Here is a 23,929-nt window from a genome sequence, read left to right on the forward strand (position 1 = left end):
CGGTAAAGCCGCAGCGTCATCGCCCGCGCATGACATCGTCCAAGGCCACGCGGGCGCGGTTGCTCGGCACCGCAAATCCGATGCCGACATTGCCCCCGCTCGGGCCGATCAGTGCGGTGTTGATGCCGACGACCTCGCCGGCGAGGTTGATCAGGGGGCCGCCCGAGTTGCCCGGATTGATGGAGGCGTCGGTTTGGATCAGCTCGCCGAGACGGTTGCCGCCGACCCCGCTGCGACCGACCGCGCTGACGATGCCGGAGGTGACGGTCTGGCCCAAGCCGAACGGATTGCCGATGGCGATGACGAAGTCGCCGACCTCCAGTCGATTGGAGTCGCCAAGCTTGAGCGCTCGCACGTCCACCGGCGGAATCTCGAGGATGGCGACGTCGGATGCGGCATCCGAACCCAGTCGCCGCGCGCGAAAGGTGCGCCTGTCCTTGAGCGTGACTCGGATCTCGGTCGCGTTGCGCAGTAGATGGTCGTTGGTCATCACATAGCCGCGGGCGGCATCGACGATAATCCCGGAGCCGACGCTCGAGCGTTGCTCGATCTCCGCCTCCTCGGGCGCGGGCAGACCGAAGCGATCGAGGAAAGCACGGAACTCCGGATCGCGCAGGAACGGGTGCTCTTCCATCGCCACCTCGGACTTGACCGAGATATTCACCACCGCAGGCGTCACCCGGCGCATCAAGGGTGCGAGCGAGGGGAAACCCGACGCGGTGCCGAGGGACGGGGCGCCTGCGATCGCGCCCGGCAGCCCCGCCTCGCGGTCTGCATCGGGTATGACCGCGCAACCCGTCGCGAACAGCGCGATGAACACCGAAGCCACGATCGAGCCCGTTCGGCGCCGGGGCGCAGTCGCAGCTGTCGAACAATTCACGGCGAGCTCCCGATGGTCGAAGCGCTGAGGCGTGGGCGAGGTCGAAGGCTCAACGCGCCAAGCTGCCGGCGACGCGTTGCCGGATGGCGCCGTCGACCGGCTCGTTGATCAACAGGGCGAAGGGTTCCCAGCTCCCGCCGCGGCGGACATAGCCGGCGTAGGTGCTGACGCCGCGCAAGGTACCGGTCTTGGCACGCACGGCGGGGTTGCCGTCCTGTTGGGGCATCAGATCGCGATAGGGCTCGAAGGCGTCGAGCAGCTCCACGAGCTGGCGGGCGCTGAGCCGATTGGCGCGCGAGAGCCCGGCGCCGTCGTCGATCGTGAAATCACGCCACGCAAAGCGCTCGCGCGAGAAGTCGGTCATGGCGCGCTTGGCGCCGGTCATGGTCACTTGCCCGGTTCCCTTCGGATCGGCCAGCCGCAGGAAGAGCGCGTTTGCGATGAAGTTGTTGGAGTACTCGAGCATCGGCGACACCATCTCGGCGAGTGTGCGGCTGTTGGCGTGGCGGTAGATGCGTTCGGCGTCGCGCGGCATGGGTCCGATGCGCTGCTGCTCGCCGACCTGGATGCCGGCGCCTTCGAGCTTGGCGCCGAGCAGCTCGCCGAAATAGCGCAGTGCGGTGCCGCGCTCGCGCAGATTCACGCGTTGTTTTCCGGCGGCCCCGGTCATGCCGAAGCGTCGAGCCGAGTCGGTCAGCGGGGTCTGCAGCTCGGCGCTCTTGATGGCGTCGCCGGTGCGCACCAGGTTGACCGTGTTGAAGTTGGCCGCCAAGGCGGTGACGGGCGCGTCGTAGGGGTTGTCGGTCGAGGAGCGTCCGGCGATCTCGACATCCGGGCTGAAGAAGCTGTCGTCTAGACCGATCCCCGTGATCCGGCGCGGGCCCTTGGTTGCGAGCGCGCTCACGACCTTGTCGAGCTCCTCCGAGACCAGGTAGGGATCGGCATAGCCCTTCACCCAGAGCCAGCCGGCGTCGTCGGTGTAGAAGTCGGTCTCGAAGCGATGGTTGCGTCCCCAGGTCTCGAGCGCGGCGAACGCGGTCAGGACCTTCATGGTCGAGGCCGGAATACGCGGCGTATCGGCGCGGGTCGCGATGAGGTCGCGTGCGTTCTCCCGAAGGAGCAGGCTCGCCTGCGGAAGGGCCCGGACTTGGGCCACCGGGTCCGCGAGCGCCGTCGGCACGGCCGGAACGGCGGCGAGCACAAGCGTGAGCGCGAGCGAGAGCACGGCAAGGGTCTTCGACGGGGGGCGAGTGCGGCTTTGAGGCGGCATCGAAAGAGCGATCATTCCGGATCCAATGTGGGTGAGGAGGACGCAAGGTACCGAAGGCCAAGAATAGCCGACAACGCCCGTCTATGCGCGTCGCTTCGCTGTCCGGGCACCGGTCTGTGCCCGCGCCTCGGTCCGAGTCTGCGTCGTGGCGAGCTTGGCCGCATGTCGCGGGTGCAGATCGATCAGCTCGGGATGAAGATATCCGGCCAGCTCGCTCGGGGTCGGCGCTTCGAGCCAGGGCAAGACGCCCAGACAGGGCGCGTGGATCAGGGCCGCGAGGGTAGCGAGGTTGGCGTCGCGAGACAGCATCGTCGGGTCGACCTGATTGGCGACCCAGCCGACCAGGACGCCGCCTGTGCTCTGGATACTTTCGACCGTCAGCAGGGCGTGGTTGATGCAGCCGAGCTTTAGGCCGACCACCAGGATGATCGGCAGCCCGAGTGCCTTGGGGATGTCGCTGACGAAGAGGTTCGGCCCCAAAGGCACGCGCCAGCCGCCGACGCCCTCGACGATGACCTGATCGGCCTCCGCGGCGAGTGTTCGATAGGCCTGCGCGATGGTCGGAAGACGGATCTCGACGCCGGTCTCTCCGGCGGCGATGTGCGGTGCGATCGGGGGTGCGAAGGCGTACGGATTGACCAGGCCATAAGGCGCCTCGGAACTGCCCTGCGCGCGCAGGCGCACGGCGTCGTCGTTGCGCAACCCGTCGGGGCTATGCGTGCAACCTGAGGCGACCGGCTTCATCCCGAGCACGCTCGGTCCCGTCGCCTGCATCGCGGCCATCAGCCCGAGACTGATCTCGGTCTTGCCGCAGCCGGTATCCGTTCCTGTTACGAAGAGCCCGTGCATGGCGATGCGATCCTCCCTTGAACCGCGCCCGGCGCGGTATGCGATGTTTTTGGATTGGATCAGCCGCGGCAGACGTGACGACCGCCGGAACCGGCGCGGTTTAAGAGATTAAAAAATAAAGTACTTAAACCGCGTCCACGTTGAGGCACCCACCCAACGTCAAGCTTACTCGAAAGGCAGCATCTCGCTGCGAACGCGGTTTAGGTGGGGTCAGCCCCCGGTCTCGACGGCGCGATCCGCGGGCAAACTCACACGATTGCGGCGTCCGATGGTGCTCACGGGAACGGCGATGCCGCCCTGCGCGGGTTTCTGCTCCGGTACCCAGGCGTGGCCGTAGACGACCTCGTAGCTGGCCGGGAGTCGACCCTCGCTGCGGTGGATCTCGTAGGCCGCATCCAAGGCCGCCAGCCGGGCACGTCCGGTGAGACCACGCGGGCGATCGGTGGTTGCGTTGCCCGCACCCAGGATCTTGAGATCCTGCATCAGCTCGCGCACGGCGGGGTAGGTCAGGGTCATCCGCTCGGTGTCCATCACCGGATCGGCAAAGCGAGCGCGCACCAGGGCGTCGCCGACGTCGTGCATGTCGAGGAAGGGGCTCACATGCGAGGCGCCGTCGACGCTCGCCCAGGCGTGGCGCAGCTCCTTCAAGGTGTCGGGTCCGAAGGTGGTGAACATCAGCAGCCCGCCCGGACGCAGGACGCGCAGACATTCGGCGAAGGTCCGATCCAGGCCGTTGCACCACTGAAAGGTCGCGTTCGAGACGATGAGATCGACAGCGCCGTCCGCAAGCGGAAGCGCTTCGGCATCCGCACAGATGCAGAGCGGGCGCCTGAGCCAGCGACCGCGTCGGCGCGCCTGCAACAGCATGCCGTGAGCGAAGTCCAGTGCGATCACTCGCGCCTTGCGATAACGCCGATGCAGCGCATCGACGGCATAACCGGTGCCGGCCCCGAGATCGAGCACGCGCTCGGGCTCGAGACGCACGTAATCGAGTCGTTCCAGCAGCCGGTCGGCGATCTCGCGCTGGAGTACGGCGACACTGTCGTAGCGCTCGGCGGCCTGCTCGAAATTACGCCGCGCTCGGCCTTTGTCGATCCTCTGGTCGATGGGTTGGTCGATCGGGTTCATGGCGTGGTCCGAACCTCGCTTTGGCCGGCCCCGGGATCCTCGATGCGAGCCAGGACGTTCCGAACGAGTTCGCGGATTCGATCCGGGTGCGAGAGATGCGGCGCGTGGGCGGCACCCCGGACGATCGCCGTGACCGCGCCCGGCATCAGGATCTCGACGCGCTCGGCCACCGCAGGGGGGACCAAGGTGTCGTGCGTGCCGAAGATCCACAGCGTCGGACAGCGGATGTCCGGGAGCCGGCCGCGCATGTCTTCGTCGCGCAGGATGTCCAGGCCGATCGAGAGTGCATCCGAGTCCGGCTGGGGCCGCTCGGCGATGCGTCTGCGCAGGCCGCGCAGGGTCTCGCGCGCGTCGTCGCTGCCGCGCACCTGGAGCGCGAGGAAGCGCGCGAGTGTCTCGGCGGGATCGGCGAGCAGGCCGGCATGGAACTGGTCGAGCGTCGCGGGCAGCATCGCCGGCATCCAGTCCGCCGCACGCACGAAACGCGGTGTGCCGGTCATGAGGATCAAGCCTTCGACCCGCTTGGGCGCACGCACCGCGGCGGCCAGGGCGACCAGTGCGCCGAGCGACCAGCCGAGCCAGATCGCGCGCTCGGGTGCGGCCTCCAGGCAGGCGTCGGCCCAGGCCCAGAGATCGCCGAGAGGCGGCGAGAAGGGGCGGTCGCCGTGACCGGGCAGGTCGATGGGGCAGGGGATGACGCCGGGCGGGAGATCGCCGGCGAGATCGTCCCAGACGGCACTGTTCATCCCCCAGCCGTGGAGGAGAACGAGGTGGCGATGGTTGTGCTGTGCGTCTGTCGCGTCGGTCATTCGGTGCTTGGTCGTCCGTCCGAAAGTAGAGGCTGCGCGTCTGGCTTGTCGGGATCGCGCGGCTCGGCGCTTGATTCTAACCGATTGGCTCGGGGGGGGGGGCGGTAGCGCTGCGCCTGCGCGCCTGCGCGAGGCTGAATCTCGGACTTCGCTGCACGCGTCCGACCTACGGGTTCGCGCGCCTTGCGTTCCGGGTTACGTACCGGGTGATGCGTTCGGCGCGGCGTGGCGTAGGGTTGCGAGGGCGTCGAGCAGACGGTCGACCATGGTCTCGGTGTGGGCGGCCGACAGACAGACCCGCAGACGTGCGCTGCCCTCGGGGACGGTGGGCGGGCGGATCGCACCGACGAGGATTCCGCGCGCCTCCAGCTCCCCCGCCCAAGCCAGCGCCTGATGGCTGCTCCCGGCGATCAGCGGCTGGATGGGTGTCGGCGATTCGGGCAACGGCAGGCCGAGCTGGTTCGAACCCGCCCGGAAGCGGGCGATCAGGGCTTGCAGGTGCTCGCGTCGCCAGTCCTCGCGGCGGGCGAGTGCGAGGCTCGTGCGCGTCGCCTCGGCGATGGCCGGGGGTGTTGCGGTGGTGTAGACGTAGCTTCGCGCGCGCTGGATCAGGGTCTCGATCAGGGCTTCCGAGCCGGCCACGAAGGCGCCGAAGGTGCCGAATGCCTTGCCCAGGGTGCCCATCAGGATCGGCACCTGCGCGGCGTCGAGTCTGAAATGATCGAGCGTTCCGCGCCCTTCGCGCCCGAGCACCCCGAGCCCGTGGGCATCGTCGACCAGGAGCCAGGCGCTTGCGCGTCGTGCGATCAGGGCGAGTGCAGGCAAAGGGGCAAGATCGCCGTCCATGCTGAAGACGCCGTCGCTGGCGATCATGCGCGTGTCGCGGGCGCCGATCAGACGGACGAGCTCGGCGGTATCGGCGTGCGGATAACGGCGCAACGTCGCGCGCGAGAGGAGTGCGCCGTCGAGCAGCGAGGCGTGGTTGAGCCGATCCTGCCAGAGTGTGTCGCCGCGGCCGGTCAGCGCCGAGATGATGCCGAGATTCGCCATGTAGCCGGTCGAGAAGAGGAGCGCGCGGGGTCGACCGGTGAAGTCGGCCAACTCCTCTTCCAAGGCATGATGGGCGGCACTGTGTCCGTTGACCAGATGGGCGGCACCGCTGCCGACGCCCCAGCGCTCCGCCCCTTGTCGCAATGCCGCGATGACCTCGGGGTGATTGGCGAGCCCCAGGTAGTCGTTGCTGCAGAAGCTCAGCATCGGGCGGCCGTCCACGATGGCCTCGGGCTGCTGGGGGCGCTCCTGCACGCGACGGTGTCGATAGAGCCCCGCCGCCCGCTGCTGTTCGAGCGCCTGGTCGAGGTCGGGGGTCATGGCTGAGGCATCGGCTGGGTTTCGGCTGGGGTGATCAACCCGGGTCTTGCGCCTGAAGCGCGGCGCCGTTGGTTCCCTGTCCGGCCGGGCCGAGCAGACGGACGTAGACGCCGGCGATGCTCTCGGGCAAGGGGTTGTTCAGCGCGTTCTCGCCCGGATACAGGCGGGCGCGCAAGGCGGTTCGCACCACGCCGGGGTCGATGCTGTTGACCCGGATCTTCCTGTTCTCGCGCATCTCCGCGGCGAGGACCTGCATGAGGCCTTCGATGCCGAACTTGGCCGCGGCATAGGCGCCCCAGTAGGCGAGCCCCTGCCGACCGACGCGGTCGGAGGTGAAGATCACCGAGGCGTCTTCGGAGGCCCTCAGCAAGGGCATGCAGACCTGCGTCAGGAGAAAGGGCGTGGTGAGATTGATGCGGATCACGCGATCCCATTCGCTTGCGTCATAGTCGTCGATGCGGCTCAGGAAGGGCGCGTAGGAGGCGCAATGGGCAAGTCCGTCGAGATGACCGAAGGCATCGCCGAGGACATTGGCGGCGGCGAGGAAATCGTCCTCCGTCGCCGTCTCCGGGTTCAGCGGCAGGATCGCCGGCTCCGGCCCGCCGTCGGCCTCGATTTGGTCGTAGACGTCGGTGAGGTCCGACTCGTTGGATTGCGACAGAACGACGGTCGCCCCGGCGGCCGCGCAGGCGAGTGCGACGGCCCGTCCGATCCCCTCGGCGGCGCCTGTCACCAGAATCACACGCCCGTCCAGTCGATCGGCGTCGGATTGTCCTTGGTCCATTGCTTGAAATGCCTCGTGCTCGGTTGTCATGATTCGGAATTATCGCCGTGATCGCGCGCAGCGGCATTGACGATTAAACCGCGCCGGATCCGACGGTCGTCAAGTCCGCCGGGGCCGATTCCATCCAAAAACAGCGCATACCGCGCCCGGCGCGGTTTAATCGAGTGCCCCGCGGCGACTTTCGCGCCAGGCGTTCCAAAGCTTGCGGATCGGGGTCAGGGCGATCCGCTGATCGGCGACCTGAAAACCGCTGGCCGCGATCTCGGCGAGGAGGCGATCGGCAAGGCGGACGCGGATGCGGATCATGGCGGGCAACCGGGAAAGATCATGGCTCAGGCCGTTGCGATGGCGATTCAGATCCTCGGCGAGATCGGCGAGCAGTTGGGCCAAGTGCTTGCGGATCTCGGTCGGCCGTTGAACCGCATGACCCAAAGCATGACGATTCAGTCGCTCCTCGGGCAGGAAGCCGCAGCGTCCCTGTCGCAGCAGACGACCGCTGTCGCGCACGAGTTCGACCAGGCCGCAATGGCTCCCGGCGCGTCGGGCAGCGACCAGTCCGGCCGGGGCGGTCTCGCCGTGCGCGCGGGTGATCAGCTCGAAGAGCGCGCCGAGATCCAGGTCGGTCAGGGCCGCAAGTGCGTCGACGTCCCGCACACGCCGATCGGCCAGGATCGCTTCGGTCCCCAGGAGGATGTCGACGAAGGATTGTCGCGGCAGCTCGGCCCGCGCGATCAGCGGACCGAGCGACGCACCCAACGGATGCCGCCCCGTGCCCGCGAAGATGCGCTCGAGCTCGTCGTTCCACCAGTCGAGCTTGCGTGCCGCCACACCCGGGTCCGAGACTTCATCGACAACGGATCGCACCAGATGACGCCAGCCGAGCAGCGCGGCTAGATCATCCCGCAACCCAACCGGTGCAAAGCGCACGCTGTAATACGCGGACGAGCCGGGCGGGGTTGCGGGATTCGGATAGGCCCACTCGGTCGTCGCCTCCGAGCCCTGCATCACTCGGAATCGCGCACGCAGGTGGCGAGGTAGTTGACGTCGAGGTTGTCGGGGTCGAGGTGATAGGTTTGGGTCAGCGGGTTGTAGGTCATGCCGGTCATGTCGGTGGTGCGCAGATCGGTCGGGCGGATCCAGGCGTGCAGCTCGGAGGGGCGGATGAAGCGGGCGTAGTCGTGCGTGCCCTTGGGCAGGAGACCCATCAGATACTCGGCGCCGAGAATGGCGAAGAGATAGGATTTGGGATTGCGGTTGAGGGTGGAGAAGACCACGGTGCCGCCCGGGCGCACCAGACGCGCGCAGGCATCGATGATCGAGGCCGGGCTCGGCACGTGCTCGAGCATCTCCATGCAGGTGACCAGGTCGAAGCTGTCCGGCTGCTCGGCCGCGAGCACCTCGACCGGCACGAGTCGGTAGCGCACCTCCACGCCGCTCTCCAGGGTGTGCAGCTCGGCGACACGCAGCGGCATAGCGCCCATGTCGATCCCGGTGACATCGGCACCGCGCAGCGCCATCGACTCGGAGAGGATGCCGCCGCCGCAGCCGACATCCAGGACACGCTTGCCGGCCAGCCCGCCCGCAGCGTGCTCGATATAGTCCAGGCGCAGCGGATTGATCTCGTGCAACGCCTTGAACTCGCTGTGCGGATCCCACCAGCGCGAGGCCAGCTCCTCGAACTTGCTGATCTCGGCGTGATCGACGTTGTGGATGGTTTCGGTCATCGTCTGCGGCCCCGGCGGTGTGCTGTCGACATGGTGATGAGGGACATGTCGGTCTGATCGGGCCGCAATTCTACACCGCGAAGCCCTCCAAGTCGGATCAGCGTCGGCCGCTCTCGGGGACGGTTTTTGTTCGGAGCGAGACCGATTCCGTTCAAACCCGTCCTTCCGCGGGATTGCCGATCCTCACGACATCCCTCATCTCTTCGGAACTGCGCGACCCAGATAGCGACGCGGGACCGGAAAATCGATACACTGTGCGGCTTTGCGCCGCCGGGGGAATGAACGATGTTCGAGAAAAGCATGCAGATCAGCGACTACGATCCTGAGCTCTGGGGTGCAATCCAGAACGAGGAGCGTCGCCAGGAGGAGCACGTCGAGCTCATCGCCTCCGAGAACTACGCGAGCCCGCGTGTCTTGGCGGCTCAAGGCAGTGTCCTGACCAACAAATATGCCGAAGGGTATCCGGGCAAACGCTACTACGGCGGCTGCGAGTACGTGGACGTGGCCGAGAGCCTCGCCATCGATCGCGCCAAGCAGCTGTTCGGCGCCGACTACGCCAACGTCCAGCCGCATTCCGGCTCCCAGGCCAACGCCGCGGTCTTCATGGCCCTGTGCGAGCCCGGCGACACCGTGCTCGGCATGAGCCTGGCGCACGGCGGTCACCTCACGCACGGTGCCAAGCCGAACTTCTCGGGCAAGATCTACAACGCGGTCCAGTACGGCCTGGATCCCAAGACCGGCGAGATCGACTACGCCGAGGTCGAGCGTCTGGCCTTTGATCATCGCCCCAAGATGATCATCGCCGGCTTCTCGGCCTACTCGCGGCTTGTCGATTGGGCGCGCTTCCGGACCATCGCCGATGCCGTCGGTGCCTATCTGATGGTCGACATGGCGCATGTCGCCGGCCTGATCGCCGCCGGGGTCTACCCGAGCCCGGTGCAGATCGCCGACGTCACCACGACCACCACGCACAAGACACTACGCGGTCCGCGCGGCGGCTTGATCCTGGCAAAGGCCAACCCCGAGCTTGAAAAGAAATTCAACTCGCTGGTCTTCCCGGGCACCCAGGGCGGCCCGCTGATGCATGTGATNNGTGATCGCCGCCAAGGCGGTGGCCTTCAAGGAGGCGCTGGAGCCGAGCTTCAAGGTCTACCAGCAGCAGGTCGTTCTGAATGCCCAAACGATGGCCGAGGTCTTTCTCTCGCGCGGCTACGACGTGGTTTCGGGCGGCACGAACGATCACCTCTTCCTGGTCAGCTTCATCGAGCAGGGTCTGACGGGCAAGGACGTCGACGCCTGGTTGGGTGCGGCCAACATCACGGTCAACAAGAATGCGGTGCCCAACGATCCGCAGTCGCCCTTCGTCACCAGCGGGATCCGTGTCGGCACGCCGGCCATGACCACGCGTGGCTTCGGAACCGACGAGGCGCGCGATCTGGCCGGCTGGATGTGCGATCTAATCGACGCGCGCGGCGATCAGGCGACCATCGATGCGGTCAAGACCAAGGTGCTGGCGCTCTGCAAACGCTTCCCCGTCTACGAGCGTTGAATGCGCTGCCCCTTCTGCGGCGCCCAGGACACCAAGGTGGTGGACTCGCGTCTTTCCGGTGAGGGTGACCAGGTGCGCCGGCGGCGCAAGTGCGTCGTCTGTCACGAACGCTTCACGACCTTCGAGACGGCGGAGCTGAATCTGCCGCGTGTCGTGAAGCGCGACGGCAGCCGTGCGCCCTTCGACGGGCGCAAGCTGCGCTCCGGGATGATGCGGGCGCTGGAGAAGCGGCCGGTGAGCACCGACGAGATCGACAGCGCCATGTGGCGAATCCAGCGCAAGTTGATGTCCAGCGGCGAGAGCGAGGTCCCGGCCCTGCGCATCGGCGAGCTGGTGATGGAGGAGCTGCGTCAGCTCGATCAGGTCGCCTACGTGCGCTTCGCCTCGGTGTATCGCCAGTTCGAGGACGTCGCGGCCTTCCGCGAGGAAATCGAGCGCCTCGAGCAGCAGCCCACGCCCGAGGTCAAGCGTCAGCAGTTGGATCTGCTCCAGGAGCTGGAGCCCAAGCCTTGACGACCGGTTCGGATGAGGCGTGGAGGGGCGGGTCGGCTCCGGGTGCCGACCATGCCTTCATGGCGCGTGCCGTTCAGCTCGCCGAGCTCGGGCGCTTCACGACCGACCCCAATCCGCGCGTCGGCTGCCTGATCGTTCGCGACGGTCACATTGTCGGCGAGGGATGGCACCGGCGTGCCGGCGAGCCTCATGCGGAGCGCCATGCACTGATCGAGGCCGGCGAGCGTGCCCGCGGCGCCACCGCCTACGTGACGCTGGAGCCCTGCTGCCATCAAGGCCGCACGCCGCCTTGTACGGACGGTTTGCTGGAGGCCGGTGTCGCGCGTGTCGTCTGCGCCATGGTCGACCCGAATCCGCTGGTTGCGGGGCGGGGCTTGCGACTGCTCGCCGAGGCCGGGGTTGCCGTAGAGACCGGCCTACTCGAGGCCGAGGCGCGTGCCCTGAATCCCGGTTTCATCAAGCGGATGGAGCGGGGACGGCCCTATGTTCGCTGCAAGCTCGCGGCGAGCCTGGACGGGCGCACCGCGATGGCGAGCGGGGAGAGTCAATGGATCACCGGCGAGGCGGCGCGCCGCGACGTGCAGCGTCTGCGCGCCGGCAGCTCGGCGATCCTCACCGGGATCGGCACCCTGCTGGCGGATGATCCGAGCCTGAATGTCCGGCTCGATGCCGACGATCTACCCGGGCTGCGTCCCGGCGAGGCGATTCGCCAGCCCCTGCGGGTTGTCCTCGACAGCCTCTGGCGGACCCCGGCGATTGCACGCATTCTGACCCTGCCCGGGACCACACTGATCGTCGGCGCAGTCGACGACCCGGGGCGGATGGCCAAGCTGAAGGGCGCAGGTGCCGAGGTGTTTCTCTGTCCAGGGGACTCGGGGCAGGTCGACCTCGCTGCTCTCATGAGCGAGCTGGCCCGACGCGAGATCAACGAGGTGCTCTTGGAGACCGGACCCACCCTTGCCGGGGCCGCCGTCTCGGAAGGCCTGGTCGACGAGATCCTCATCTACCTGGCCCCGCACCTCATGGGCGATGCGGGGCGCGGTCTGTTCAGCCTGCCCGGAATCGAGCGGATGCGCGATCGCATCCCGCTCGCGATCGTCGACGTGCGTGCCGTCGGCCGAGATCTGCGCATCACGGCCCGCCCGGAGCCGACCGGCAGTGCTCGCGCACCGGGTTAATCAGGCCTATCACCACTCTTCACTCACCACTCGTTACCTCACCATGTTCACCGGAATCATCCAATCCATCGGCCGAATCGAGCGGCTCGAGCCGCGCGGCGGCGACGTACGCCTCTCGATCGACGCCGGGAAGCTCGATCTGGCGCTCGCCTCGCTCGGCGACAGCATCGCGGTCAACGGCGTCTGTCTGACTGCCGTGGAGCTTCATGCTCACGGTTTCGCTGCGGATGTCTCGCGCGAGACCCTCTCGCTCACGACGCTCGGAACACTGGCGCCCGGCAGCCCGGTCAATCTGGAACCGGCACTCACCTTGGCGACCCCGCTCGGCGGGCACTTGGTCAGCGGTCATGTCGACGGTGTCGGGCAGATCATCGAGCAGCGCGAGGATGCACGGTCTTGGCGACTGCGCATCCAGGCCCCGGCCGAGCTGGCACGCTATATCGCACCGAAGGGCTCCATCTGTGTCGACGGCACCAGCCTGACGGTCAACCAGGTGGACGGCGCGATCTTCGCGCTGAACATCGTGCCTCACACCTTGACCGAGACCATCATCGGCGGCTACCGCAGCGGCACCCGGGTCAACCTGGAGGTGGACCTGATTGCCCGCTATCTGGAACGGCTGCTGCTGGGCGATGCCGCGGCCGAGGGCGGCCCGGCGACGCCGGGCCTGACCATGGAGTTTCTCGCCCGGCATGGATTCGCGAGATCCGGCGATTGATCATCACCAGCTGTAGGATGGGTAGAGCGCAGCGAAACCCATCCTCCGAAGCGAGAGGGATTCGTCGACCGCTTCTCGGATCCGACTTTGTTAAACTAACGGCCTTTTCGCTCGGACGACATTTCAGTCATGGGTAATCCAGGCCTCCACAGTACCGAAGAGATCATCGAGGAGCTCCGCCAGGGGCGGATGGTCGTGATCATGGATGACGAGGATCGCGAAAACGAGGGTGATCTGCTCATGGCGGCCGATCGCGTGACCCCGGAGGCCGTGAACTTCATGGCCAAGTATGGGCGCGGTCTCATCTGCCTGACCCTGAGCAAGGAGCACTGCGAGCGCCTGCGCCTGCCCATGATGGTCAGCGACAATCAGGCCGCCCATTCGACCGCCTTCACCGTCTCCATCGAGGCGGCCCGCGGCGTGACGACGGGCATCTCGGCGGCCGATCGGGCCACGACCATTCAGGCTGCGGTCGCGCCGGATGCGCAGCCGAAGGATCTGGTTCAGCCCGGACACATCTTTCCGCTCATGGCCCAACCGGGCGGGGTCTTGGTGCGGGCCGGCCATACCGAGGCCGGATGCGATCTGGCTCGGCTTGCCGGTTACAGTCCCGCCGCCGTGATCGTCGAGATCCTGAACGAGGACGGCTCGATGGCGCGCCGGCCGGATCTCGAAGCCTTCGCCGAGACCCACGGTCTGAAGATCGGCACCATTGCGGACCTCATTCACTATCGGGTGCGCCACGAGAAGGCGGTCCTGCGCGAGTGCGAGTGCGAGCTGCGTACGGATCAGGGGACCTTCCGCCTGGTGGCCTACAGGGATAGTATCGACAACGAGATCCATCTGGCCTTGACCCTGGGCGAGATCAGCCCGGAGCGTCCGACCCTGGTCCGGGTTCACCTGCAAAATACCCTGTGCGATCTCTTCGGCACGCGTCACAACGCCTGCGGTTGGCCGCTGCAGGATGTGATGCGACAGGTCGCAGCCGAGGGCGAGGGCGTGATCGTGGTGCTGCGCAACCGCGACAGCGCCGCCGATCTGCTGGCGCGTTTGAAGGACTTTCAGCTCCACGACGAGGACGACGTGGTCCCGGCCCGCCGCCAGGATCGCAACGCCCTGCGGACCTACGGGATCGGTGCCCAGATCCTCTCGGATATCGGCGTGCGCAAGATGCGGGTCATGAGCGCGCCCAAGGCAATGCATGCGATCTCGGGCTTCGATCTGGAGGTCGTCGAGTACACCGGCGGTAAGACGGCGAGCGGTCCGTCGAGCTGAGCCTCGGCGAATGCCGAGACGCAGAGCGAGAACCGCAAAGGCGCAGAGGACGCAAAGGATGACGAGGTGGCGATGCACGATTCGCCGACACCTTGTTGAAAAGACCAGCTTCAAAGACTTCGGTTTGAAACCCTTCGCGCCCTGTGCGCCTTTGCGGTTCGAATCGAGACGAGCCAATCCATGAGTATCAAGACGATCGAGGGCGCCATGCGCGCCGACAATGCGCGCTTCTGCCTGGTGGTGTCGCGCTGGAACAGTTTCGTGGTCGAGGCGCTGGAGAAAGGCGCCATCGACACCCTCAAGCGTCATGGCGCGACGGATGACGCGCTGACGATCGTGCGCGTGCCCGGCGCCTTCGAGATGCCGGTGACCATCGAGCGCATCGCCGCCAAGGGCGGCTTCGACGCCATCCTGGCGCTGGGTGCGGTGATCCGCGGCGGCACGCCGCACTTCGAATACGTCGCCGGTGAGTGCGTCAAGGGCATGGCCCAGGTCAGCCTCAAATACGCCATCCCGGTCGCCTTCGGCGTGCTGACAGTGGACACCATCGAGCAGGCGATCGAGCGCGCCGGCACCAAGGCCGGCAACAAGGGTGCAGAGGCGGCCATGTCCGCCATCGAGATGGTCGACCTCTTGCGGCAGCTCGATTGATGACGATCAACCCGCGCAGTCAGTCACGCCGCTATGCCGCCTTGGCGCTCTATCAATGGCGGCTGACCGGCGAAGACCCGATGGAGATCAAACGCCATCTCCTCGATGACCCCGAGTGGCTCGATGCGGTCGCCGGCTCGCTGAACGGGGTCGAGGACGACGACGCACCGCCGGATGCCAAGGAGCGGTTCAACTTCAACATGGAGCTTTTGGATCAACTGCTTACGGGCGTTCCGGTCCATGTGACCGAGATCGATGCGCAGCTCGACCGAGTCCTCGATCGACCGATCAGCCAGGTCGATCCGGTGGAGCTCGCGATCCTGCGTCTGGGTGCGTTCGAGATCCTCTTCTCCGACTCCATTCCGGATCGCGTCGCCATCAACGAGGCAGTCGAGTTGACCAAGCTGCTCGGTGCCCACGAGGGGCACAAGTATGTCAACGGCGTGCTCGACAAGGTCGCGCGCACCCATGCGGCGGCGTCGGGTCGGCCGGTTTAGGCGCGTGGACGGACAGGGAGATTCAGGACGGAGGTCCGGATTGCACGGTGCTCCGGCGTTGGGTCGAGGCATCTCGGTTTGCGCCGCGCCGACCCGACCGACGGATACTGACGATGTCTGAAGGATCGCGATCCGAGTTCGACCTGATCGGTCGCTTCTTCGCCGCTCTCGGCACGCCGCGTGCCGATGTCCTGCTCGGCGTCGGTGACGATTGTGCCTTGCTTGAGGTCCCTGCCGGCCTGAGCCTGGCGGTCAGCATCGACACACTGGTTGCCGGGACCCACTTCTTTCACGACTGCGATGCCGAGGCCCTCGGACACAAGTCGCTGGCTGTCGGGCTCAGCGATCTGGCCGCGATGGGCGCCGCGCCCGCTTGGGCGACCCTGGCCTTGACCCTGCCCGAGCGCGACGACGACTGGCTCGCCGCATTCGCGCGCGGCTTCGGTGACTTGGCCCGAACCTACGGGGTGCGTTTGGTCGGCGGCGATACCACGCGCGGTCCATTGAGCGTGACCGTGCAGGTCCATGGGCTGGTGCGCCCCGCAGCGGCGGTGCGTCGCGACGGCGCCCGCCCCGGCGACCTCGTCTGGGTGAGCGGGACGCTTGGCGATGCCGGGCTCGTGCTCCGGCTCTTGCGCGAGGGCGGTTCCGTCGATCCGGCATTGCGTGCGCGACTGGAACGCCCGGAGCCGCGCGTCGCGCTCGGGTCCGCTTTGCGCGGGATCGCCACGGCCATGATCGATCTCTCGGACGGTCTGGCCGGGGACCTCGGTCACATCCTTGCGGCATCCTGTGTCGGTGCCGAGATCGACCTCGCGGCCTTGCCCCTGTCTCCCGCCGTGGCAAGCCGGATCGCATCCGAGGGTAATTGGTCGCTGCCGCTGTCGAGCGGAGACGACTACGAGCTGTGTTTCTGCGCGCCGCCCGAGCAGGCAGCCCTGATCGCATCGATGGCGGCGGGGTTCGGCTGTTCGCTGAGCGCCGTCGGGCACATTCGTGCGGAACCCGGGTTGAACCTGAAGGGGGCGGACGGTTCCCCGACGCGCCTTTCGAGTGCCGGTTATGACCATTTCTCGAGCAACACCTGACGGCGTGCACGCAAATAGCCTCAAGTCCAGCTTCAAGTCCGGTTTCAATCCGCGACGGATCCATCATTGGATCGCCTTCGGTTTCGGCTCCGGATTGGCACCGCGCGCGCCGGGAACAGTCGGCACGCTCGCGGCGATTCCGCTCTATCTGCTGCTTAGCCCTTTGGCCTGGCCCTTCTATGTCGGTTTGCTGGTCCTCTTCACGCTCGTCGGGATCTGGGTCTGCGAGCGCACCGCACGTGATCTGGACTCCAAAGACCCCTCGGCGATCGTCTGGGACGAGTGGGTTGGTTTTCTCCTGACCATGGTCGCTGCACCGGCCGGATGGCTCTGGATCCTCGCCGGCTTTGTCCTCTTCCGGTTCTTCGATATCTGGAAGCCCTGGCCAGTGCGCGTGGTGGACCGGAAGGTGCCCGGCGGCCTCGGGATCATGCTCGACGACCTCATCGCCGGGGCGATGGCCGCCATACTCCTCGCCCTTGCCGCATTGTGGATGCCGATCTGAGACTCTCGTTTCGAGTTTTTCGAGTCCTAAACCGCGGCGGCGCCGACGCTGCCGGGTTTCACCCGAGGCCCAACGCACCCGAGGAGATCACAAAGGACGCCAGCCGCGGTTTAGCCGGCCTCCTCGATCTTCACGCACAACACGTCGCAGGTCGGGTTGCGCAGAACGGAGCGCGCCGTGGAGCCGAAAAGTCCCAGGAACCCGTGCCGTCCACGGCTGCCGATGACGACGAGGTCGATATCGAGCTCGCCGGCAACCTCGTCGATCGTGCGCCCGGTCGGACCGACACGGACCAAGCGATCGGCGATCGGCACATCCAGGCGTTCACCCAAGACGTCGAGCTCGCGCCGAGCGATCGCCAGCAGCTCTTCCTCCAGATCCAGGTTCTCCGGGACGGCGACGTCGCCCGCATAACCGACCGGCATATATTCCATCGTCGGCGGGACGTGCTCGACGACATGCAGCAGAAAAAGACGTGCACCGAGCAATGTCTTGAGCCGCCGCGCGCGTGCGACGACCGGCTCGCTTTCCTTCTCGAAATCCACCGCGAGCAACAGGCGTTGATAGTCGTGGGTGTCCATCGCAAACCTCGCTGGCTGTAGCTAAACCGCGTCCCGGAACGACATGAGGCGGCACAGCATTCGGCCGGCTCGGCACGCATACGGGGGCGTCGAAGTCGACGCGGTTTAGGTGATTGAGGATCCTCTTCTAGTGTAATCGGCTTTCGAGATGTCACCAGCTCGCTGGCCTCGCTCTCGCACGAGACTTCGCGGATCATACCGGGCGCGGTTTAGCCGTCTTTCTTCAGCAGATCGGCCAGTCCTTCGAAGGGGTTGTGTGTCGTCTGTTTGCCGGCCACGCCAGGCTTGGCAACCCGACCGCCGGCCAGCGCGGCAAGGTGCTCCTCGTACTTCTGGTGCTCGTTGTCGTGGCAGTAAACGCAGAGCAGCTCCCAGTTGCTGCCGTCGGGCGGGTTGTTGTCGTGGTTCATGTCCTTGTGGTGGACGGTGAGCTCGCGCAAGTTCTCGCGGGTGAAGGTGCGTGCGCACCGCCCGCAGACCCAGTCGTAGAGTTTCAGTGCCTGCTCGCGATAGCCGGCGGCGCGCTCGTCGCTGGCCTTGCGGGCGTCGGCGACCACGCGGTCGAGCTTGGTGCTGTCGATGGGTTTGCCGGTCTTGGCGTGACGCGGACTGCTGCTCGAGGTCATCGAGGTGTCCTCTTGTGGATTGACGATGCCGGTAATCTTAGCCGGTCTTGCCGTTTCCATCATGGCAATGGCTCCGAGACGAGACGACGTTGCGCGGGGGATGTCGGATGACGCTGCGCTAATCCGACCTACGCGTTTGCGCTCCGATGTGTCCGTAAGCGCGGCCCAGCCCCTGTGGGGCGGGGTGTACGGGCTCACCGTTCTGGCGTTGACGGAAAACTTGCGATCGGCGTTGACACCCCGGCGGAGTTCTGGTCGCAAGAGCTGATCGGGCGGTGTCCGGATGGCTTTTCCCGACTCAGTCGATCATGTCGGTGATCTTCCAATCCGTGCCCTGCAGCGTCATCCGCACATGGGTGGGCGACTGGCCCAAGTCGCCGATGCGGATGAGGAAGCGGTTGTAGGACTCGAAGAAGGCGAAGTCGATCCCGCCGAGAAGGTAGGGCGGACTCTGGCCGGTGGCTCGCGTGACGGCACCGCGTAGGGTGTCGCGCACCCAGGGCAGGGTGATCGCCTGCTCGAGCGCGGAGTCGCCGAGGCGGTCGAGGTTTTGGCGGATCCAGCTCATGACGCTGTCGGGGTCGCCCGAGGGGAAGATGCCGTCGACGCCCGAGGTGACCCGCTCCTTGTAATTGGCACGGATCGCCGGCAGGTCAACCATGACGGCGAGCTGACCCGTGCCCTCTTGATTGATCGCCTCGTCGAGCCGGAAGACCGTGAAATAGGGCCAGATGCCGTAGCCGATCAGCGCGAACAGGATCAGATATCCAAACAGACGCATGGTCTTCGGGTCTCGTGTAATGAAACGGACCGTGAATTCTACCCGCAAGCCTCCGCCCGGTATAATCGCGCGACCGGTCAGACCGCAGACATGAGGCTATCCATGCCGATCGCGACGCTCGCTCGAGACTACCCCCACCCCCGGGCGACCCTTTGTTCCGTTGCCGATGCGACCTTGCGTGCCGGATCCTCGCCGTGAGCGCCACAGCCGGTCTGCGGACCTATCTGGTCGGCGGTGCCGTGCGCGACCGCCTGCTCGGGCGCGCGGTCAGCGAGCGCGATTTCGTCGTGGTCGGCGCGACACCCGATGAACTTCTGTCCCGCGGTTTCCAGCAGGTCGGAAAGGACTTTCCGGTCTTTCTCCATCCGCAGACCAAGGACGAGTACGCCTTGGCGCGCACCGAGCGCAAGACCGCACCCGGTTATCACGGCTTTGCGGTACACGCGGATCCGGACATCACGCTCGAGGAGGACCTGCAGCGCCGGGATCTCACCATCAACGCGCTCGCCGAGGATCCGTCCGGAGTCCTGATCGATCCTTACGGTGGGCTTGCGGATCTCCAGGCGCGCGTCTTGCGTCACGTCTCACCGGCCTTCGCGGAAGACCCGGTCCGCATCCTGCGTCTTGCCCGCTTCGCGGCCCGCTTCGACGACCTCGGCTTCCGTGTCGCGCCCGAGACCATGGAGCTGATGCGCGAGATGGTCTCGGCCGGCGAGGTCGATGCCTTGGTCCCGGAGCGGGTCTGGCAGGAGCTGGCGCGCGCACTCTGCGAGGATCGACCCTCGCGTTTCTTCGAGGTGCTGCGTGAGTGCGGCGCACTGCTCCGGTTGCTGCCCGAGGTCGATCGACTTTGGGGTGTGCCCCAACCGGCGAAGTGGCACCCGGAGGTCGACACGGGCGTTCACGTCATGCTGGTGATCGATATGGCCGCGCGACTGTCCCCCGATCTCGGGATTCGCTTCGCGGCACTCTGTCACGACCTCGGCAAGGGCACCACACCCGCGGAGATACTGCCGAGCCATCGGGGTCACGAGGAACGCAGCGTCGATCTACTCGAAGCCGTCTGCGAGCGTCTGCGTGTCCCCGTGCGCTTTCGCGAGCTCGCCCGCATCACGGCGCGCTACCACGGCCTGGTTCATAAGGTCGACGAGCTGCGCGCGACGACCATCCTCGATCTCCTGGAAGGCGCCGACGCCTTCCGTCGACCGGAGCGCTTCCACCGGATGCTGACCGCCTGCGAGGCCGATTATCGGGGCCGCGCCGGCTATGCCGACCGCGACTATCCGCAGGGCGAGACCCTGCGTCGCTTGCAGGCCGCCGTCGCTGCCGTAGATGTCGGCGCCGTCGCCCGTGCAGCACGCGAGCCGCGACTCATCCCCGAGCACATCCGCGCTGCGCGCGTCTCCGCCTTGAAGACGGCTATGCGCAGCGCGCCCGACACTTAAACCGCGCCGAGAGCTGGATGCGTAATTTTTCCTCCTCTGGATCGAGTTCTCGTTTCTCCTCTTTCCTTTTCTCTGCGGCCTGCGGGCCCGACGCGGCCCGGAGGGCCCATGCAGATTCGTCTCTCGACGCTCCTCACGCTTGGTCTGCTCTCCGGCCTGACGCCCTTTGCCATCGACATGTATCTGCCGAGTCTGCCCGCGATCGCGCAGGACTTGGACTCGACGATCGAGCTGGCGCAGCTGAGCGTGACCGCGTATCTGGGCGTCTTTGCTCTGGCCCAATTGGTTTTAGGGCCGGCCTCTGATGTGCTTGGACGGCGCGCGACCATCGGCGGTGGTCTGGCGCTCTTCTGTCTGGGTGCGCTCATATGTGTCTTGGCCGCGCGGATGGAGACGCTGCTGTTGGGACGCGCCGTCCAGGGGCTGGGCGGCGCGGCGGTGGCGGTGACGGTACCGGCCCTGGTGCGGGATCTCTTCGAGCGCGATCACTATGCGCGGGTGATGAGTCTGGTGATGTTGACGACGGCGCTGGCCCCCCTGCTGGCGCCGTCCATCGGCGGGGCCATCGTCTCCTATCTGGATTGGCATTGGGTCTTCGGCGCGCTTCTGGTCTTGGGCTTGACCGCGAGCGGGCTCTTCTTTCGGCTGATCCCGGAGACCCTTCTGCACGCGGATCGCCATCCGCCCGAGCTGGCTCGGGTCTTACGCAATTATCTGATCTTGCTCCGACATCGCGTCGGCCTGGGGTATTTGCTGACCGGTGCCTTTTCCTTCGGCGGCATGATGACCTATATCGTCACCTCGCCCTTCGTCTATATCGAGCTGCACGGGGTGCCGCTGGGTTGGTTCGGGGTCTTCTTCGGGGCGAATGTGGCCCTGGCGATGGTGGTGACCAGCCAGAATGCCCGGTTGGTCGTCCGTTTGGGGGCGGAGCGGTTGCTGCGTTTGGGGCTCGGGGTTCAGGTCGTCTCGGCGGTGATCCTGCTGGGACTGGCCATCTGGGGAACGCCGCCGCTGTGGGCCATCGTCGGCGCGACCCTGCTCTATCTCGGGATGGCGGGGGTGGTGCTCGGCAATTCCATGGCCGGGTTTATGGCGCACTTCGCACGGATGGCCGGCACCGCATCGGCCTTCTCCGGGGCGTCGCGCTTCGGGCTCGGTGCGGTGATGGGATCCCTGGTCAGCCTGATGCACACCGGGGATGCGACGCCGATGCTCTTCGGTATGGCGATCTGCGGCTTGGCGGCGGGCGGGAGCTATTGGCTGCTGTGCTGCCCGCCCCGTCAGGCGACGACGGGGTCAGGCTGATCGCGTGTCGAATGCGGATCAAAGATGCACCGGATCCGCGGTGAAGACGATGGTGAGCCACCGATCCGGCCCGGCGCCGCCGATGGCGTCGCCGATCTCGGCACGCAGGGCGTCGATCTCGCCGACCGGCAGGCTGAAGTCGGGCGGAACCAGGACGGAGATCTCGATAAAGCGGGCACGGCCGGCCTTGGAGAGATAGCTCCGATACTCGGGGAAGCCGTGGCGGGCGACGAAGTCGGTCATGACCGAACGGATGTGCGCGTCCATGTCGCTCGGGCTGATCATCAGGATCTCGCCGAACGACTCGCGTGCCTCGCGAAAGGGCAACGGCAAGAGTAAGAGTGCGATGATCGCCAGCACGGCGGGGTCGACGTAGCGGATGAAAGCCTCCGCGTCGGTGCCTTTCATCGCCAACGCCGCGCCGAAGGCGACCAAGAGCGCGGTGGTGATCAGGGCCGACATCAGCCACGCCTTCACGTCCAAGCGCACCAGGCCCGAGTCGATGCGCTCGGCCTGGCGGCCCATCCACCACCACATGGCGTACGAGATCAGGGCGACGGCGCCCGCGTAGACGAGCGCGGTTCCGAATTCCGGCTCGTATGCCGGGGTCGCTCGGTGTGCCGCGCGCGAGCGGGGACGGCCGATTATAGGCGAGCCTCGCGGAGCGGGGCAGACCGTTTGAGCGCCGGCGTCGACGCCGATCCGACACAGGGGAATCAGGATGCATCAACAGCGGTTTTCAGGTCCGATCCGGCCCGCCGATCTGGATCGATCCGACGACGCGCAGGCGATCGTGACCTTGCTGAACGCCTATGCCGAGGACGCCATGGGCGCGGGCGAGCTCTTGTCCGAGGACGTGAAGGAGCGTCTGGTGCCGGCTCTACGGCGCGTGGCGGATCATCTCGTGCTTCTGGCCTGCGACGGCGAGAATGCCGTCGGGCTGGCGATCTGCTTCCAGGGATTCTCGACCTTCCGCGCCCGACCGCTACTCAATATCCATGATCTGGCGGTGCTCCCGAGCCATCGGCGCCGGGGTGTCGCCACCGCGCTGCTGGCGGCGATCGAGGCTGAGGCGAGACGCCGAGACTGCTGCAAGCTTACGCTCGAGGTGCGGGAGGACAATCCGCGGGCCGAGGCGCTCTATCGCGCGCTTGGCTTCGGCGCCGGGAATGCGGGCGAGTGCTCCGTCCAATACCGGTTCATGGAAAAGCGCCTTGGCTCAAGCGCTCAAGCCCGGGCGAAGCGTGAGAGACTGTCCAAAGTTCTCGACCACCTGACCAAGGAGTGACCATGTCCGCTCTCTTCCAACCCTTCACGCTCAAGGACGTGACCCTGCGTAACCGCATCGCCGTGCCGCCCATGTGCCAATACTCGGCGATCGACGGCCTCGTGAACGACTGGCATCTGGTGCATCTCGCCGGTCTTGCGCGCGGCGGTGCCGGTCTGGTCATCGTCGAGGCGACCGCGGTGTCCCCGGAAGGGCGCATCACGCCCAACTGCACCGGTCTCTGGAACGACGAGCAGGCGCAGGCGCTTGTGCCCGCCGTCGAGGCCATCAAGGCGGCCGGGGCTGTGCCGGGCATTCAGATCGGCCATGCCGGGCGCAAGGCGAGCGCGAACCGCCCATGGGAGGGCGATGACCACATCCCGGAGGGCGACGCGCGCGGTTGGCAGCCCATTGCGCCCTCGGCGATCCCCTACGGCGCGAATCTCCCGAAGGTGCCGAAGGCGATGACGCCGGACGACATCGCGCGGGTGCGCTCCGACTTTACGGCCGCGGCGCGACGCGCGCGGGATGCCGGGTTCCGCTGGCTCGAGCTGCATTTCGCGCACGGCTATCTGGGCCAGAGCTTCTTCTCCACGCATTCCAACCAGCGCGACGATGCCTATGGCGGGATCCTGGAAAACCGCTGCCGTTTCCTGTTGGAAACACTCGATGCCGTGCGCGAGGTCTGGCCCGAGAATCTCCCCTTGACCGCGCGTTTCGGCGTGATCGAATACGACGGACGCGATGAGGAGACCCTCGCCGAGTCGATCGAGCTGTCCCGGCAGCTCAAGAGTCACGGCCTCGATCTCTTGAGCGTCAGCATCGGCTTCTCCATCCCGACCGCTCGGATCCCTTGGGCGCCGGGGTTCCTCGCGCCCGTCGCCGAGCGGGTGCGGCGCGAGTCGGGTTTGCCGGTGGCGTCCGCCTGGGGGTTCGACGTCCCGGAGATCGCGCAAGGCGCCGTGGCAAGCGAGCAATTGGACCTGGTGATGATCGGGCGCGCGCATCTCGCGAATCCGCACTGGCCTTACGCGGCCGCCCGCAAGTTGGGTGTCGAGCGTGCTGCATGGATGCTCCCGGCACCCTATGCGCATTGGCTGCAGAGTTACGGGGTTGGGAGCTGATTTCGGGG

At 66.6% G+C, this 23,929-nt stretch carries 25 protein-coding genes and 1 pseudogene; 13 read left to right on the forward strand and 13 right to left on the reverse strand.

The annotated features are described in order from the left end of the window. Positions 1–16: 16 nt before the first annotated feature. From B4N44_RS07230 to ubiG, 9 genes are all read right to left on the reverse strand, one after another. Complete coding sequence (locus B4N44_RS07230; RefSeq protein WP_414718122.1) at positions 17–880, reverse strand: trypsin-like peptidase domain-containing protein; 864 nt, start codon at positions 878–880, stop codon at positions 17–19. A 49-nt stretch (positions 881–929) separates the two neighbouring features. Beyond that, positions 930–2,165 carry a D-alanyl-D-alanine carboxypeptidase/D-alanyl-D-alanine-endopeptidase gene (locus B4N44_RS07235; protein WP_296698621.1) on the reverse strand — a complete coding sequence of 412 codons (1,236 nt, stop codon included), beginning with the start codon at positions 2,163–2,165 and terminating at the stop codon, positions 930–932. A 66-nt stretch (positions 2,166–2,231) separates the two neighbouring features. Further along, on the reverse strand, positions 2,232–2,999 hold the full coding sequence (bioD, locus tag B4N44_RS07240) for a dethiobiotin synthase (RefSeq protein WP_296698623.1): 768 nt from the start codon (positions 2,997–2,999) through the stop codon (positions 2,232–2,234). 210 nt (positions 3,000–3,209) lie between these two features. Beyond that, positions 3,210–4,127, reverse strand: a complete 918-nt coding sequence (bioC, locus tag B4N44_RS07245) for a malonyl-ACP O-methyltransferase BioC (protein ID WP_296698626.1) — start codon at positions 4,125–4,127, stop codon at positions 3,210–3,212. Continuing rightward, on the reverse strand, positions 4,124–4,936 hold the full coding sequence (gene bioH, locus B4N44_RS07250; RefSeq protein WP_296698628.1) for a pimeloyl-ACP methyl ester esterase BioH: 813 nt from the start codon (positions 4,934–4,936) through the stop codon (positions 4,124–4,126). Before bioH ends, bioC begins: the two co-directional genes overlap by 4 nt. Positions 4,937–5,131: 195 nt before the next feature. Next, entirely contained in the window at positions 5,132–6,307 is a 1,176-nt protein-coding gene (gene bioF, locus B4N44_RS07255) for an 8-amino-7-oxononanoate synthase (protein WP_296698631.1), read from the reverse strand. A gap of 34 nt (positions 6,308–6,341) precedes the next feature. Beyond that, complete coding sequence (locus B4N44_RS07260; protein ID WP_296698793.1) at positions 6,342–7,091, reverse strand: SDR family NAD(P)-dependent oxidoreductase; 750 nt, start codon at positions 7,089–7,091, stop codon at positions 6,342–6,344. 156 nt (positions 7,092–7,247) lie between these two features. Further along, on the reverse strand, positions 7,248–8,096 hold the full coding sequence (locus tag B4N44_RS07265; RefSeq protein ID WP_296698633.1) for a squalene/phytoene synthase family protein: 849 nt from the start codon (positions 8,094–8,096) through the stop codon (positions 7,248–7,250). Further along, a complete protein-coding gene (gene ubiG, locus B4N44_RS07270) occupies positions 8,096–8,815 on the reverse strand; it encodes a bifunctional 2-polyprenyl-6-hydroxyphenol methylase/3-demethylubiquinol 3-O-methyltransferase UbiG (RefSeq protein ID WP_296698634.1) in 720 nt (239 codons plus the stop codon). Before ubiG ends, B4N44_RS07265 begins: the two co-directional genes overlap by 1 nt. A gap of 285 nt (positions 8,816–9,100) precedes the next feature. On the opposite strand from ubiG, the pseudogene glyA reads away from it, so the two are divergent. The 9 genes and pseudogenes from glyA (at position 9,101) to B4N44_RS07315 (ending at position 16,789) form a co-directional block, all read left to right on the forward strand. Continuing rightward, a pseudogene (gene glyA / locus B4N44_RS20020) lies at positions 9,101–10,364 on the forward strand (serine hydroxymethyltransferase). Beyond that, positions 10,365–10,877 carry a transcriptional regulator NrdR gene (gene nrdR / locus B4N44_RS07280; RefSeq protein ID WP_296698637.1) on the forward strand — a complete coding sequence of 171 codons (513 nt, stop codon included), beginning with the start codon at positions 10,365–10,367 and terminating at the stop codon, positions 10,875–10,877. It begins immediately after the preceding pseudogene. Positions 10,878–10,936: 59 nt separating this feature from the next. Continuing rightward, positions 10,937–12,055: a bifunctional diaminohydroxyphosphoribosylaminopyrimidine deaminase/5-amino-6-(5-phosphoribosylamino)uracil reductase RibD gene (ribD, locus tag B4N44_RS07285; protein WP_296698796.1), complete on the forward strand. Its 1,119-nt coding sequence runs from the start codon at positions 10,937–10,939 to the stop codon at positions 12,053–12,055. 43 nt (positions 12,056–12,098) lie between these two features. Beyond that, the gene (locus B4N44_RS07290) at positions 12,099–12,773 is read left to right on the forward strand and encodes a riboflavin synthase (protein ID WP_296698638.1); all 675 of its coding nucleotides are present in this window, start codon (positions 12,099–12,101) and stop codon (positions 12,771–12,773) included. A gap of 129 nt (positions 12,774–12,902) precedes the next feature. After that, positions 12,903–14,048, forward strand: coding sequence for a bifunctional 3,4-dihydroxy-2-butanone-4-phosphate synthase/GTP cyclohydrolase II (gene ribBA, locus B4N44_RS07295; protein WP_296698641.1), 1,146 nt, complete (start codon positions 12,903–12,905; stop codon positions 14,046–14,048). 180 nt (positions 14,049–14,228) lie between these two features. Next, the gene (ribE, locus tag B4N44_RS07300; RefSeq protein ID WP_296698644.1) at positions 14,229–14,699 is read left to right on the forward strand and encodes a 6,7-dimethyl-8-ribityllumazine synthase; all 471 of its coding nucleotides are present in this window, start codon (positions 14,229–14,231) and stop codon (positions 14,697–14,699) included. Further along, complete coding sequence (gene nusB, locus B4N44_RS07305) at positions 14,699–15,196, forward strand: transcription antitermination factor NusB (protein WP_296698646.1); 498 nt, start codon at positions 14,699–14,701, stop codon at positions 15,194–15,196. The genes ribE and nusB overlap by 1 nt, the downstream gene beginning before the upstream one ends. 113 nt (positions 15,197–15,309) lie before the next feature. Next, positions 15,310–16,284: a thiamine-phosphate kinase gene (thiL, locus tag B4N44_RS07310; RefSeq protein ID WP_296698649.1), complete on the forward strand. Its 975-nt coding sequence runs from the start codon at positions 15,310–15,312 to the stop codon at positions 16,282–16,284. Beyond that, positions 16,259–16,789, forward strand: a complete 531-nt coding sequence (locus B4N44_RS07315) for a phosphatidylglycerophosphatase A family protein (RefSeq protein ID WP_296698652.1) — start codon at positions 16,259–16,261, stop codon at positions 16,787–16,789. The genes thiL and B4N44_RS07315 overlap by 26 nt, the downstream gene beginning before the upstream one ends. A gap of 110 nt (positions 16,790–16,899) precedes the next feature. Here the strand turns inward: B4N44_RS07315 and B4N44_RS07320 are convergent, their stop codons facing one another. The 3 genes from B4N44_RS07320 to B4N44_RS07330 form a co-directional block, all read right to left on the reverse strand. After that, positions 16,900–17,370: a universal stress protein gene (locus B4N44_RS07320; protein ID WP_296698655.1), complete on the reverse strand. Its 471-nt coding sequence runs from the start codon at positions 17,368–17,370 to the stop codon at positions 16,900–16,902. Between the two features lie 209 nt (positions 17,371–17,579). Further along, positions 17,580–17,996, reverse strand: coding sequence for a YajD family HNH nuclease (locus B4N44_RS07325; RefSeq protein ID WP_296698799.1), 417 nt, complete (start codon positions 17,994–17,996; stop codon positions 17,580–17,582). A gap of 298 nt (positions 17,997–18,294) precedes the next feature. After that, entirely contained in the window at positions 18,295–18,777 is a 483-nt protein-coding gene (locus B4N44_RS07330) for a DUF2939 domain-containing protein (RefSeq protein WP_296698657.1), read from the reverse strand. Positions 18,778–18,971: 194 nt separating this feature from the next. Here B4N44_RS07330 and B4N44_RS07335 point away from each other — a divergent pair, with 194 nt between their 5' ends. Then, a complete protein-coding gene (locus B4N44_RS07335) occupies positions 18,972–20,222 on the forward strand; it encodes a multifunctional CCA addition/repair protein (RefSeq protein ID WP_296698659.1) in 1,251 nt (416 codons plus the stop codon). Between the two features lie 108 nt (positions 20,223–20,330). Beyond that, the gene (locus tag B4N44_RS07340; RefSeq protein ID WP_296698663.1) at positions 20,331–21,530 is read left to right on the forward strand and encodes a Bcr/CflA family multidrug efflux MFS transporter; all 1,200 of its coding nucleotides are present in this window, start codon (positions 20,331–20,333) and stop codon (positions 21,528–21,530) included. 18 nt (positions 21,531–21,548) lie between these two features. Here B4N44_RS07340 and B4N44_RS07345 read toward each other — a convergent pair whose 3' ends face one another. After that, positions 21,549–22,253, reverse strand: a complete 705-nt coding sequence (locus B4N44_RS07345; RefSeq protein ID WP_349681075.1) for a cation transporter — start codon at positions 22,251–22,253, stop codon at positions 21,549–21,551. Between B4N44_RS07345 and B4N44_RS07350 the strand changes: the two genes are divergently transcribed. After that, the gene (locus tag B4N44_RS07350) at positions 22,252–22,818 is read left to right on the forward strand and encodes a GNAT family N-acetyltransferase (protein ID WP_296698665.1); all 567 of its coding nucleotides are present in this window, start codon (positions 22,252–22,254) and stop codon (positions 22,816–22,818) included. The genes B4N44_RS07345 and B4N44_RS07350 overlap by 2 nt on opposite strands. Positions 22,819–22,820: 2 nt before the next feature. Further along, positions 22,821–23,921 carry an NADH:flavin oxidoreductase/NADH oxidase gene (locus B4N44_RS07355; RefSeq protein WP_296698668.1) on the forward strand — a complete coding sequence of 367 codons (1,101 nt, stop codon included), beginning with the start codon at positions 22,821–22,823 and terminating at the stop codon, positions 23,919–23,921. Positions 23,922–23,929: the final 8 nt, after the last annotated feature.

This window comes from Thiocapsa sp. UBA6158, assembly GCF_002423035.1.
In the GTDB taxonomy this organism is placed as follows: domain Bacteria; phylum Pseudomonadota; class Gammaproteobacteria; order Chromatiales; family Chromatiaceae; genus Thiocapsa.